Annotated in this window: 8 protein-coding genes; all 8 read right to left on the bottom strand. The window is 68.1% G+C overall.

Annotated elements, in window-relative coordinates; all coding sequences use genetic code 11:
* Positions 1-2,201, bottom strand: a 2,201-nt coding sequence (locus U9977_RS17415; protein WP_322750331.1) for a TIGR03986 family CRISPR-associated RAMP protein, incomplete at its 3' end; no start/stop codon positions are given.
* Positions 2,198-2,878, bottom strand: coding sequence for a CRISPR-associated protein Csx19 (gene csx19, locus U9977_RS17410; protein WP_322750330.1), 681 nt, complete (start codon positions 2,876-2,878; stop codon positions 2,198-2,200). The genes U9977_RS17415 and csx19, both read right to left, overlap by 4 nt.
* Complete coding sequence (locus tag U9977_RS17405) at positions 2,875-4,620, bottom strand: RAMP superfamily CRISPR-associated protein (RefSeq protein WP_322750329.1); 1,746 nt, start codon at positions 4,618-4,620, stop codon at positions 2,875-2,877. Before U9977_RS17405 ends, csx19 begins: the two co-directional genes overlap by 4 nt.
* Entirely contained in the window at positions 4,617-7,142 is a 2,526-nt protein-coding gene (locus U9977_RS17400; RefSeq protein ID WP_322750328.1) for an RAMP superfamily CRISPR-associated protein, read from the bottom strand. The genes U9977_RS17405 and U9977_RS17400 overlap by 4 nt, the downstream gene beginning before the upstream one ends.
* Positions 7,139-8,995, bottom strand: a complete 1,857-nt coding sequence (locus U9977_RS17395) for a Cas10/Cmr2 second palm domain-containing protein (RefSeq protein ID WP_322750327.1) — start codon at positions 8,993-8,995, stop codon at positions 7,139-7,141. Before U9977_RS17395 ends, U9977_RS17400 begins: the two co-directional genes overlap by 4 nt.
* A gap of 62 nt (positions 8,996-9,057) precedes the next feature.
* Positions 9,058-10,044 (bottom strand): hypothetical protein, encoded by a 987-nt coding sequence (locus U9977_RS17390; RefSeq protein ID WP_322750326.1) that lies wholly within the window; start codon positions 10,042-10,044, stop codon positions 9,058-9,060.
* A 53-nt stretch (positions 10,045-10,097) separates the two neighbouring features.
* Complete coding sequence (locus tag U9977_RS17385) at positions 10,098-12,338, bottom strand: hypothetical protein (RefSeq protein ID WP_322750325.1); 2,241 nt, start codon at positions 12,336-12,338, stop codon at positions 10,098-10,100.
* A gap of 494 nt (positions 12,339-12,832) precedes the next feature.
* Positions 12,833-13,311, bottom strand: a 479-nt coding sequence (locus U9977_RS17380; RefSeq protein WP_322750324.1) for a His/Gly/Thr/Pro-type tRNA ligase C-terminal domain-containing protein, incomplete at its 5' end; no start/stop codon positions are given.

The raw sequence follows: 13,311 nt of genomic DNA, 5'->3' as shown, positions 1-13,311 counted from the left end.
GTCCCGGGGCGGACCCAGCCGTTCACCGATCGGTTCTGGTCGTCGCGGTTCTCGTCGTTCTTCCCGCCTGAGTGCTGCGTGGCAAAGGCGGTTCCATCGCTGTTCAACGGGTTCGCGCGAGGGTCCAGAAGCACGGTTGATTTCCGTGGCCGGCGGTATTCCTGGTAACGCCCGCCGTCCAGTTTCTGGGTGCGATCGGTCGTCGGGTTCTTCCAGTAACCCTCAGGTAGGCCGGCGTGATGCGGGTAGACCTTTCGCCCGCGAAGCATCTGCCCGGCGGAGTCGAACCAGGCCGCCTTGGGCAGTCCGGCCCGCAGCGGCACGGGATGGCCTGTCTGTTTCGCGCCCAGGTAGAAGCGGCCCTGGCCAGGCTTGGGCTGACCGAGGATCGCCAGCGGCAAGCCACGGCCTTCGAAGCGTTCTACGGCCGAATCCGACGACTGGCCGCAGACGACCGGTCCGATCCGCAGGCTGCCCCGCCAGGCGCCGGCCGGGTCACCCCCCTCGCTGCTGTCGCGGTCCTCGGTACGGACCCAGCCGAACACCCGATCCGCCGGGGACAGCTCGCTGATCGAGTCCGCGGGCAGCAGCGAGCGATCGAGCAGGTCGATCGGCGCGACGCTGAACAACTCTCGTGCGATCGTCACCGGATACAGACTGTCGATCTCACCGCGGGCATCCAGCCGGACATATAGGAGATCGCCGTCGGTAAGTTTATCCGGTTCCACGTCGGCCGGCAGAAGCAGATGACGACTTGATACCTTCTTCTCCAGATTTTCTGGGTCCGGGTCCTTCAGCTCACCGGGCCGGTGCGCGTTCTTGTAACCGTGGATGATGTCGTGCCAGATACGCCGCAAACCTTTATTCAGTTCGAACGTCTCCCGCAGGTCGTCGTCGGAGTCGTAGAAGAAGACCCGCTCGTCGTGTTTGCGGTCGATGTTCCGGTTTGTCACGCACACCCAGCCGTCGACGACCTTCTCCGGGCCGATCGGCTCATACCATGACGCCCCGTTTTGTCGGGACGTCCGCAATGGCGCACGAGGTGGTTCCTGGCCGGGTTCGGCAAGTGAACGCACCCACCACAGCTGGAAGTCTGGTGTATGCGTAGCCGAGCGGCGGTCCCACCGGTGATGCTGGACGAGCTGGATGCGTGCCCGCACCGCCGCGCCGTGCTCCGGCCGTGCGCCGTCCGGCATTATGATGTTGAAATCACTCTGGTCGGAGCGGACGTGTTTCGACCCCTCCGGTGTCCAGTAGGCCGGCAGCCAGGCCGCGTGCATCGGCGAACCGTGCCGGCCCTGGTGGCCCGCGGGCGTCGTCCCGGGCAGTAGTTCGATCTTGGCGGTATCGCCGTCGCCGACCACCCGCGCGGGGATCGAGGCGAGCCCGTCGCGGGCCGCCATCCGGTAGCCCAGCCGGGAGTCGTGGCCGGTGAAGACACCGAAACGTGAGTTCGTGACCGCCTCGTAGGCGCTGCGCAGCATGCCCTTGACGGCCGTCGGCGGCAGATGCGGGCGGCGCACGGTGGTAACCGGCCGCTCGAGCACGTCATAGATCAAGTGTTCGGCGTCGTTGTCCCTGTCGCGCCTGCCCCGGGCGGTGTCCAGGAGCAGCAGGGGTGTGGCGACGGTGAGGGTGACGCCGATCGTGCCCGACCAGCGGTTCGTCCGGAGTCGATCGTGGCCGGGCAGACGCTCGCGATCCGTCGGGTCGTGGCCCACGTCGCCCAGAGAGGTCTGGTTCGACACGTCACGTTGCGGTGCCGGAACGAACCCGTAGGGATTGATGAACGCGTTCTGCGGATCCGGAGCGCGGTACGGCGGAGCCGACTGGCGCTCGGCGGTGGTCGCCTGTCTGGCCGATCGCGCCGGTGCCATGTGTCGCGGTGGCTGGCGGGACGCGGTTCGCGCGGGCGTTTGGGTGGACCGCGCAGCTTCCGGCGGGGTGGTCGTCGCGGCGCCCGGGGGCAGGGTTTGCGCTGTAGGCGCGGTGCCCTTGTCGCGGATGCGCTTGGCCCGCCCGCCGGCCCAGTCGAACTCGACGGACCGGTCGGCGAGATCGTCATCGCTCAGCCCGGCCAACATCTCGTCCAGGAAGCGGCGTTCGAAGCGCCGCTCTCCCGCGCCGTCCTCGTTGATGACGAGTTTGCGGGCGCCGTCCGGGGTCGTCTTCCATGCGATCGTGCCGAAACGGCTGCTCATCTGCTCGCCTCCGCATGCGGTCGGGACTGGGTGCCGGCGTTGGTGGTGGCGTCGGACCGCCTGGGCACCGCGAGGAACAGCTCGACCAGGCGCTCCTCGGTGACGCCGGCGTTGCCGTGCTCAGGCTCGGTGGTGACGTACTCGACGGTCCGCAGGTAGGCGCACTCGTCCGGCCGGGGCGCCCGCGGTAGCGGCACGTCGAGCAGGCCGATCCGGGCCTCGGCCAGCCGGACCCACCGTGGCCCGCCGGTGCCGGTGCGGCCATCGTCGCCCGCTGGCAGCGGCCGACCCCACAGCAGGTACTTGTTCTCGATCGTCTCGACGGCGTCCAGCCGAGGGAGGGCCTCGGCGAGCCGGGCGCACGGGTCGGGGGACTCCGCCAGGATGACCGCGGTGCCGACGCCGTTGCCCGTGTGCAGCCAGCGCAGCTCGGCGTCCCGGTTGAAGATCCGCGCTTCGAACACGGCCGCGGACCCGGCGGCGGGAAGCTCGACCGTCTTCTCGGAGTCGGTGAGCCGGCCGCCGGACAGCCGGGCCACGGTGTACCGCTTCGGACTCGCCAGCAGCGCCACCGCGTCACCGAGATCGGCACCCAAGCCGGTAAGGCGGATCGCGTCCGCCAGCGTGACTTTCTCGGACGTGGCGGAGTAGAGGGTCGTGCTCGTGTCGGCGGTCATGCTCGGCTCCCGTCCGCCTGGTTGCGGTCGAGCTGGTTGTGGTCGAGCTGGTTGTGATCGAGGTAGTCTCGCCAGCTCTGGGCGCATTCGGCGACGGCGGGTTCCGCGAGCAGCTCGTCAAGATCCTTGTAGGTTTTCGTGGACGCCGGAAAGCCGTTGATTTTGATTGATTCCACGGTGATGTCGCCGTGGCCGCGGTTGACGCCGTGCCCGAACCGCACCCGCCCGGCGCTGAGGTCCCGAAGGACGAGCAGCAGCAGCGCGAGAGCGGGTTTGTCCAGGCCGTCCTGATCGAACTGGCGCAACCGTCGCAGGTCAACGGCCAGTTTCAGTGGTTGCCACCCGACGTGATGCGGTTCCAGCGTGCTGAAGAGCCGTTTGGGGGCGGCGCCCCCCGTCCACCTGTCGATCGCGACGTGCTCGGCCTCATCCATCCCGAGCCGTTTGAGCCGTTCCCGGGTCTTTTCCGGCAGCGTGGCGCGGCCCTTCTCCGACGATCGCGTCGGACGATCCGCGGGCGTCTCCGCCGTGCCTTCGACGTGGGCACCGTTCAACGCACGCCACACATGCCCGGGAATCGGCTGCTTGGAGTAGCAGTCGTCGGCACCGAGCGCTCCGACTCCCCAGTGTGGCGCGCCATCATCGGTACTCCTCTTATCCGGCTTATCCGGCTTGCCGGCGGAGCCGAACAGGGCGTTGACGGCGGCGAGCTGGTCGAGCTGCGCCCGGAACCGCGCCGATCTCGCAGGTCCGGCCTGCGCTTCTAGCGGATGGGGGGCGTCGACGCCGCGGGCGGTCCGCTCAATTCTCTCCGCGTGCGATCGCAGTGCACCCTTGATCGAACTTCCGGGCAGGACGAGCGCGAACTGATCGCTACCCTCGACCCCGCTGACCAGGGGAAGCGCGTTGATCGCGAATCCGTCCACCCCGCTGCGCACCATCACCGGCGAGGCCGGATGCCAGATGATCTCCACCCTGAGCAGATCGGCGTCCGGGTCGGTGCCACCGAGGCTCTTCGGGGTGAGCGGGCTGGTCGCGGGTGCCGTCACCAGGCCGAGCGCGTCGAGAATCCCGTCCAGGCTGTCGAACCGCTGCTCGACGATCTCTGGTTTTCCCTCGAGGACGACCGAGCCGAGACCCCGGGTCCGGGCCGCGCCGAGCCGGATACCGCGGCCCGCCAGCGCGAGCAGCAGCGTGCCGAGCATCGCCGTCGCCGGGTCGGCGTCCCGGTTCGGTTCGCCGGATTCGAGGTCGATCTCAAGGCGCAGGTAGGTGCCGCAGGGGATCACTGCCCGGCCGTAGAGGAAGCCGTGTGCGACCGTTCCCGACACCCGGTCTATGCCGATGCCGGAGCGGGCCTCGACCCGCGACCGCGGCAACGGCGTACCCGGCTCGGTGTCGGCGGTGACCAGGCTGTCATGGATGATGATCCGGCTTGCCGAACCGGCGTCCGAGGCGTTCTGCGGGACGCTGCCCCAGATTCCGTCGAGGACATCCTCGTCGGTGACCGACCGTGCGGCGAAGGCACGCAGCGCTCCCGCGAGGCTCGTGCCCGGCACGTACAGACGGGACTGTCCGTCGACCGCCAGTGCCAGGTCGACTGACGGGTCGCCGCCGAGGCCGCCGACGTGCAGCGGGGTCTCCAGCCGCAGCCAGCCGCGCACCCGCAGGCGCCGCGCCATCGGTCGCCCGGCCCGTGCCGCTCCGACCCGAACTGGTGTGTCCACGCTTGGCAGGCTCATCTCGTCACGTCCCCAGCGGTCTCGGCAGTGGTCTCGGAATGGTTGGTCAGCGCCCGGCGGTGTGCGGTCAGGCAGTTCGTGACCAGCGTGCGGACGGCTTCGGCCCACAGCTCTGTGTCGGCACGCAGCCGGTCGGCCCCGCCGTCGGTAATGATCAGTTTGTCCGCGACGCTCTTGTCGGATCCCGGGCCGAGGCGCAGATGCGGCCACACCTCGGATCTTTTCGTGAGCAGCTGGGTGACTTTCGTACGGACCTGAACCGGCCAGGGGTCGGCCGGCAGCCGGTTCAGCCAGTAGGCGATCTCGTCGTCTTCTTCCAACCGGGTCAGGACGTCGCGCAGCCCGCCGAGCTGGGTCGGATTCACCCCGCTGTCCTTGCCGTTGGTCGCGAGACCGAGGATCTTGCTGCGTCCATCACTGGTGGCGGCGACGGCGACCGCCTCGCGCTGGATGTGCGCCCGCCACGCCTCCCGCTCGATGACCTGCGCCATCGCGTAGGCGACCTTCTCCCTCGGCGGGACGAACGGCGTCGCCGACCCGGCTTCGTCTTCGTCGGCTCGCCCTGTGCCATCGTCAAGGCGGCCTGGCCGGAGCACCAGCAGCGGGTCGTCGACGGCGATCTGGCCGAATCCCTCGGCGGTGCGTTCACCGATCCCGGCGGCCTGTACACGGGCCAGGTTCTCCGGGGACGGCTGCCGGTTGGCGGTAAAGGTCAGGACGCTGCCCGCGGCGAGCCCCAGCAGAGTCGGGCGTGGCCGGCACCAGGAGCGTTGCCACGACTCGGCCCGCCGGGTCGCGGTCACCCACCGCAGCAGGCCGTCCGAATCGTCCGAGCTCCCGATCGCGGGGGTGAGCTGCACGTCCAGTGCAGCACCGAGTTGCTCCGCGAACACGACGGGGTCGGTGGACGGGCGCAGCCGCTGGTCGCGGATCAGGACGTCCGACAGTAGCCATACGGTGATCTTCGGCTTGTCGTCCGTCCCGGCCAGCACCCCTGATGACGCCGGTAGCTGTTTCGGCGGACCGTCGACGGTCACGCTGACCTGCCCGTAGTCGTCCTTTGCCGACCGGCCGAGCCCCCAGGTACCCGCCAGCGCGGCGTCCGCGCCCTGAGGTAGCAGCCCGGCGCGTACCCGGACCTGCGCCCGCAGTACGGTTCCGGCCGCAAGCGCCTGGTAGGTGTAGAGGCCGACCAGCGCGGAGGTGGGCCGCTGCCGGGCATCGTCGATGACGTTGTGCGTGTGGATCGTCCGTTCCGGCCGGCGGACGGCCACCGTGGCCGGGGCCGCGTCGTCCGTCGCGGGTATCGCGGGTGTCGCGCCGACGTAACTGTCCTTGTAGGGCTTGGCCGCGGCGCCGGGTTCCCGCGGATCGTCGACCAGCCGGTTCACAGCCGCGTCGGTGTCCTCCTTCGGGTGGAACCAGGTCCGCGGCAGCGGCCGGCCCGCCGCACCGTCCACCTCGATGGTCGCGTTCGTGACAAGGAGAGTGCCGGCACGGGCGAGTCCGGCCGGATCCCAGCCCGGCAGTTCGCCCAGCCGCCGCAGGATGGCGGGCAGCAGCAGCGAGCCCGGCACGAATGTCAGGGATCGGACGGCGTTGCCGACGGTGCGGTCCTGGACGACCAGCGGTGTGTCGAGGTGCAACCGCAGGTCGATGATCTCCCAGCCGGTCTCGCCAGGACGCACGGGGTCAGCCGCGGTCGCCGCTTCCGCGAGGGCCGGCGGAATGGATGGGGCGACGCCGTTGCGGGCCCGCAGCCAGCTGACCAGGCTGTCGAGTGTCGGTAGCGGCGAGTCGCCCGGGTCGGGGGCGGCTGCCTCGGTCACCTCCAGGCGGCAGCGGCCGGCGCCCCGCCGACGCTTACCGCCGATGGACTCGACCAGGCGCGCGCCGAGCAGCAGCACCGCCGCGGCGGCTCGGCGGCCGTCGTCATCAAACCCCGTACCCGCGCCTGCATCTGACCAGCCGGCCAGTGTCGCGGTCGCGGTGAGCTGTACTCCGGAGCGTGCCATCTGCTCGAAGCGGAGGAACGCGTCCGCGGCCCGTCCGGTGCGCGGATCGATCTTCACTCCGGGTCGGACGAAGGTGGTCGCGTCGCGCAGCGGGCGCCGCGCGGTCGGCCGGAGCGCGGCGGCGAGCGCGTCCGGATAGCGTGCCGGGCGCACCGACACCGCCGCCGGGCGTGGCGCCTGCTGTGCGGGTTGGGCGGCGTCGGTGAGGACCGGCTGGCTGCCGAAGAGGACGTCGACCCAGGCATGCCATCCGCCGGCTGCTGCGCCGGCTGGGTCGGTCGAGCCGTCGAGCGCGGCGGCGACCAGCTCACAGGCGTCCCGCCAGACCCCGGTGAGGGTCTTGCCGGGCACGAACGGCAGGCCGCCGTGGTCGGTATTGATCACTTTGTCGACTCCGCCGGGGACACCAAGGCCGGTGCCACAGTGCCAGTCGCTGTCCAGGTGCAGGGTCAGCGTCAGGGCAAGGCCGTCCACCGGGGCCTTGCGGGTCCGCGTCGTGGTCGTCATACCGATGTTCCCGTTGCAGGTGCTCCCGTTGCTGCTGGATCGCCCATGAGCTGGACCGCGTTCATCGCGTCGAGCAGTCCGGTGATGGGCGGCTCGTCGGCGCTGATCCGCCAGAACAGCGAGGCCGTGTCGGGATTCGTGGTTTCGCCGTCCGGGGTGTCGGGCGGGGTGTCGGGCGCGGCGAACAGCGTGAGCCCCCGGTCCTGGTAATGGCGCAGGAGCTGGCGGAACCGGCCGTCGGCGGCATCCCGCCCGGCGAACAACGTCTCCCGCAGGTCGTGTATCTGGCTGGTCGGCAGCTTTCGTTCCCCGGACTCCTGCGCGCCGTCGACACCGCCGTCGAGTTCGTCGACGGTGTCGATCAGCGCCGCGGCCCGCCGGACGAGGTCGTCCCAGTGACGGCCCTGCGTCCACGGTTCACGCATGTCACGGGTGACGACGTAGGGCTGCGCGTACAGCAGGGCACGCAGTTTCCGCCGCTTTTTGCGGTCAGGCTCGGCGGCGAGGTCGGCGGCGCCGGGCGGGACCTGCATGCGTTCCCGTAGATGCTCCGGGTCGCTGCCCCCGCTGTCATATTGGACGTGGAACGAGAACGCGGACGCCCGTGGCCGTGCCTGGCCCGAGGACCGCGGTGCGTAGCGCTTGACGGTCTTCTTCGCCTCCTTGGTCAGTTCCTCGGCCAGGTCGTAGGCGGCGGAGAACGGGAAGTGCGGCTTGACGACGGCCACCCCGGCGCACGCGGTGAGCCCGCCACCGGTGAGCCCGTCGCCCAGAAGTGCATGTGCACGGGTCACCTCCTCGAAGGCGGTGAGATACGCCTCGGTGAAGGCCAGCGAAATGGAGCCGGCGCAGATCACCGTGAGGTCGTCGCCACCGAGTACAAGCGGCAGGACGGGCATGGCGCCGGCCACGTCATGCCCTGGGGGGAGCACCCGTTCGCAGTGCTCGAGCGCCTTTGTGAACGCGACGACGGTGCATTCCTGGACCGCCGCCGAGAACGGGCCGAGGGCATCGGCGTAGCGGTCGCTGGGCGTCTTCCGGTTAGCGTCGCCGGCGGCTGAACCCTGCGCCGGCTGGCCGTCAGCCGACGCACTTTCGGGTCTGTTGCCGAGATCTGTGATCAGCTGGCCGAGGCTGTTGCCGTCCGCGTGAATGACGGCGACCCAGTCAGGGACGTCCTCCAGATGGTCGGCCACCGCCTCCAGCGCCTTGTTGGAGATTCCGGCGTAACGCGCGAGCCGGGTGAAGCCGGCATCCTGGACGGCGCGCTTGGCCCGGCTGGGACGCGACCGGGGCTGGCGTGATCGCGGACCATCACCGTCGACCACCACGTCGTAGGCGGGTAGACCGCTGGCAGCGCACTCGTCCACGATCGGAATGCGCAGGAACCGGCTCATCGGGCCGGCACGGCCGCTCTTGACCAGGGGCAGCAGGTGGTGTGCCTCGCGGCACCGCCTGGCCAGCATGCTGATGGGCCGTTGCCCCTCTTCTTTGTGGACGGCGTCCCAGTCGAAGCACTCTCCGACGACACCGCAGACGTCCAGACCCGGGGCCGCCCGCAGTGCCCGTGCGGTGACCAGGCTCACCAGGGCTGTCCCCTGCTCCCGGTCGCGGACGACGATCTTGGCACCGCCGGCCGCGTTCACCAGCAGCTGCGCCGGTCGGCCGTCGCTGATTCGCCAGGTCGCGCTGTCGAAGTCGGTGAACTCCACAGCCAGCGCGTCGTCCACCCACTGGCGGAGTCCGTCGATGAGCTCGGACGCGCCGACGTTTTCCCGCCGTTTGGTGGTGTCGAAGATGAATCCCTGGTTTCCCGACGTCTCGATGAGGACGACGTGGCAGGTAACGCCCATCCGATATCCTTTCTGTTCCCCCGAAGCAGGACGTGAACGCTAACCAGGTCAGTGGTTCGTGCTCACACCCACCCCTGACGGACGACGGCCTCGACGACCGCGAAGACCTCGTCCGGGGTGAGCGCGCTGCGCGAACCGTCAGGATGGCGGGGGGCGCCGCCCACCGAGCTGCCGCCGCCCCAGCCGGGTTCGCGGGCGGCCAGGGCGGCGAGGATCGTCCCGGGATCACTCGGCGGACCGACCGGGAAACGGTCGACGAGGTCGCTGCGCCGTCCGACCGTGTAGGCGATCGAGGAGTCCGGTAGCCGCCGCCAGAGCACCGCGCGGGTGTGCCCGGCGGTGTAGACCGGGTCGAATCCGTCGCCGGCGCTCGTGGCCATCACCCAGCCGGTACCGCTGTGGGTGACGGTGAAGGTCGGCTCCCCTCGGGTCGGCTCCCCTCGGGTCGGCACGGCGCGGGTCGGCACGGCACGCTGCGGGTTCTCTCCGGGCACGCGGGTGATCAGCCTGGTGATGGCTGTGACGCAGCCGGCGAGCGCCCCGGCGGGGTCGCCTACCGGGGCATGGCGGCGCGGTAGCGGGACGGCGACGGCGAACTCGGCGAGCAGAGCGGGATCCGCCACCGGGTAGGCGGGGCCGTGGGCGTCCCGGCTGCCGATGGTCTCCACCAGCGCCCGGGTGCGCGGCGCGTGCGCGGAGCCGGGCGCGACCCATTCGGGATGGGCCAGCAGCGCGACGGCGAGGGCGGTGTCGGCGTCGATGTCGTTGACATAGACGGTGTAGGAGCTGGGGTCGAGCCCGAGCAGCAGCGCGTCCAGCACCTGCCGGCAGGTCGCCGAGGTCACCAGCCGCACGCAGTTGCCATGGTGGTCGAAGCTCAGCCGGCGTCCGTCGAGATCGAGCTGCGGACCCTGCACCAGCCCGTCCAGCGCGATGCTGTAGCGGGGCAGATCCGCCAGGCTCACGACCCGCCCCGGGCTCACAACCACCCGCAGTCCGCTGATCGTCACGGCGTGTCCGCCGCGCGGACCGGCCGTCCAATCGGTCATCCCACTGGCGTTCTCACGGGTGGTGCCGCTGCTCATCGCCTGCCGCCTTCTGATCAGGCGCCGTCCCCCTGACGGCCGCCAACTTCACCGCTGACGGACGGCGCCGGCCGCACGGCGCCACCCCCCGCCACGGCGGCTTCCACATCTTGAAGAAGTTTGTCGTACGCAGCCCGCAGCCGTGACCGGTCGTCGCACTCTGGGTCCAACTCGTTCTGTACGGCGGACAGCAGGCTGACCGTATCCAGGTATTTTCGAGGATTATTGGCCTGGACCTGAACAAGTGCCTTATCAAATGGGACGACCGCTCCGTGTGTGGTTCCGCTCTTATTACGGAGACTGTATGCCGTGCGACATGCCCGATTGGATGGATGGTTCCATTGCCGTCCTTTCGCGCCATCCGGCTTGGGCATCAACAGGTCGGCCAGTGCGGTGGCCAAGTGTACCGCATGCCATTGATCGACGATGTGGTTGCTGTCGGGCCCGCGCTGGGGTTCGGCCAGTACTTTCGCAATCTCGATGCGGCGGGCAGTCTCGGCTCCGGGCTTTTCATGGGGAGGGCATTTTTGAAGCATTGCGTCACGAAGAATATCCGCTCGCTTCGCGAGTTCCGCAAGTCTGGTTCCCGCCCGGCGGAGAGCCTCGGCCGCAGCAGTGAATTCAAGATCCAATAGATGTGCGACAGCGACTGAGGCCAGGATTGTGGTGTATCCGGGAAAAGCTGCGACCTGGTCGTCGAAAAGATCTATTTCGGTGCCACCGTGGCCGTCCGGTCGCATGCCGCCGATATAAAGTGGGCAACCGGCTTCTGCCGCCAGGTCGGTGGCGGCGAGCAGTGTGCCGGCATTCATTGAATTAGTGCCCGGACCGGCCAATACAATTATTGCCTCCAGATTGTAAACTCCCTCTATCCGACGGAATTCGTCGGCCAGGGTGCCACGTATTGCCGAGGTGTTCGACGGTACCCTGATTGCCGCTGCGCCACTTTCGAGTTGATGATCATCGGTGCTGTGCGGTGGTTTCTGAAGAAGCTGAGCGGACTCCCGGCCCATCTCGATCGTGTCGTCACTGCAGATCAGGCGAGTATGTATGGCCAGTAGTTCGTTCTGATCCGCAGCGGCTTTCGTCGGTTCGATGAGCTCGGTTATTCGCAGCCGTAACTTCGGATTCCGAATCGCTTCAACAAATGGTCGTCTGCCGTCGGGGGAAACCTCGTTGAGACCGACGCAGTAGGCGACGATTACCTCGCCCGAGGCAGCGGACGACCAGCGGGTCAGGTCACATGGCCCGGTAAGTAGCGGATGTCCACGGCGAGGATCCCGGGCGTCGGCCGTACGAGCGTCTTGTGCAGCCCTCACCAGATAGGTTCGCGTGGGTGGTCGCAGATCATGGGCGGATCCACTCGCTATCTTGTTGATGTAGGCCCGATCCAGAACAAAGTTTTTGGCTGGCGTACGGGGTACACGCGGTTCCCGTAGCTTGCCCAACAAATCGCCGAGAGTACCCGTCTGCGCGGGATCGCGCCCATCGGTGGCCCGTTTGTCGCGTAGCTGTTCATACTGAGTGGCAACCCAGGCACGACCTACCATGACGGCCTTCACCTCGCGTCTGACGAGTCGATCGAAGAAGGCGTTTTCGATGGCCACTGTCTCGGTCGGGGCCAAAGGGCCGTTGGGATCGATCCCGAGCCTCTGGGCGTAGGTAGAAAATCGTGACAAGTCAAGCCGCTGCCGTGCGTCCAAAAGTCGGAAGACGTCGCGCTGGCGTTTATCATCTGTCAGCAGAGCGAGGCCGCTGAACAAACGTCGGCGCATCAACCACGGCTTCGGATCGCCTACCACCGGTAGATCGAGAGCATCGCCTTCTTCGGGTTGTACCGGACGGACGACTACCGCTTGCCCGGAGGCGAGCGCGGCCAGGAGTAAACCCACGACGAGGCCTGTTGAGCCGGAGCCGATGCCCAGTACGATTTCGCGCTGTGATTTCGCGGTGGCCAGCCAGTCGTGTAGCGCAATTCGACCGGCCGGCAGTGTAGGAGCGGTAATCGGTAGAATCTCGACCTGGTCCTTTGTTAAGATTGGACCATAGATCTGTGGCAAGAATTCCGTGGTCGAATATACGAGATCACCGAGTGGTTTGGTGTCGGCTGAATTTACTCGGGGTCGCTGATCGGTAACTGCCAGAAGTAGTCGGTCCGTCTCGCGCATTCCATCGAGTAGAATTTGTAGCGGGACTTTTCTGTACTGCCGCTGAAGATCCCGGGCCGGTGTCAGAAGAATAGCGCGGACCGTCTCCATATCCCTCTGGGTGACTGCCTCGGTCAGCCGATTCAACTGAACCGGAAAGGTTGGTTCCCCAGGTTCGGGGGATTTTCCCCGAGGGGGTGTGTAGACGCCGAGATCGGCTGCTCCCAATGCGTGTACGAATAGCCTCGACATGACGTCCCTTCCGCAGAGCCTGGTGATTGAAGCCAGTAATATGGCTGTGTCACTCTTTGGTTTTAAGATGCGGATTTCATTGCCGGGAAGGCAGCAGGAATCTCACCCGCGGCCCACCTGGGGTCAGGGGCGGTGCCAGGTTGGTATGCGGCGAAGGCGGGGCGAGGTGCCGCGGTAAGGGTCGTCCAAGTCGGCCGGATGCTGCGCGTGACCGCCTGCGCGGTAGATGATCGGCGTAAGTTTGTCGGTATGTACGCTTTTCGGGCGAATAAGCGTACACATCGACAAACTTACGCCGATCTTGCCGGTGAGCAGCGCCGATCGAACAGGGGATCTGGCGCCGCCTAGCCGGGTCAGGGGCGGCGCCAGGTGGCCGGATCGGCGGTGACCTGCTCGCCGCCGGCCATGTCCTTGACCTCGTGCGGCTTGCCGTCCTCGAACGGCGGGAACCAGACGAACGGGACGCCCTTGCGGGAGGCGTAGCGGATCTGCTTCCCCAGCTTGTCGGCCTGGTGGTAGACCTCGACGTTGTAGCCGCGGCTGCGCAGCGCCGCGGCGGTGGCCTGCGCCTGCGCGCGGCGGGCATCACTCGGGATGACGACGAGGATGTCGCTGGGGCAGCTGGGGCCGGTGCTCAGGCGGCCCTCGGCCACGAGTTTGGCGAAGATGCGGGTGAGCCCGATCGACATCCCGATGCCGGGCAGGTGCCGGCGGATGAACGACCCGGCGAGATCTGCGTAGCGGCCACCCGAGCAGATGCTGCCGTAGTCGGGCCAGTCGAGGAACTTTCCCTCGTAGACGGTGCCGGTGTAGTAGTCCAGGCCGCGGGCGA

It is taken from the genome of Protofrankia sp. Cas8 (genome assembly GCF_963555845.1).
In the GTDB taxonomy this organism is placed as follows: Bacteria; Actinomycetota; Actinomycetes; order Frankiales; family Frankiaceae; genus Protofrankia.
Note: the sequence above shows the minus strand (reverse complement) of the source record. Positions and strands in the feature narration are given on the sequence as shown.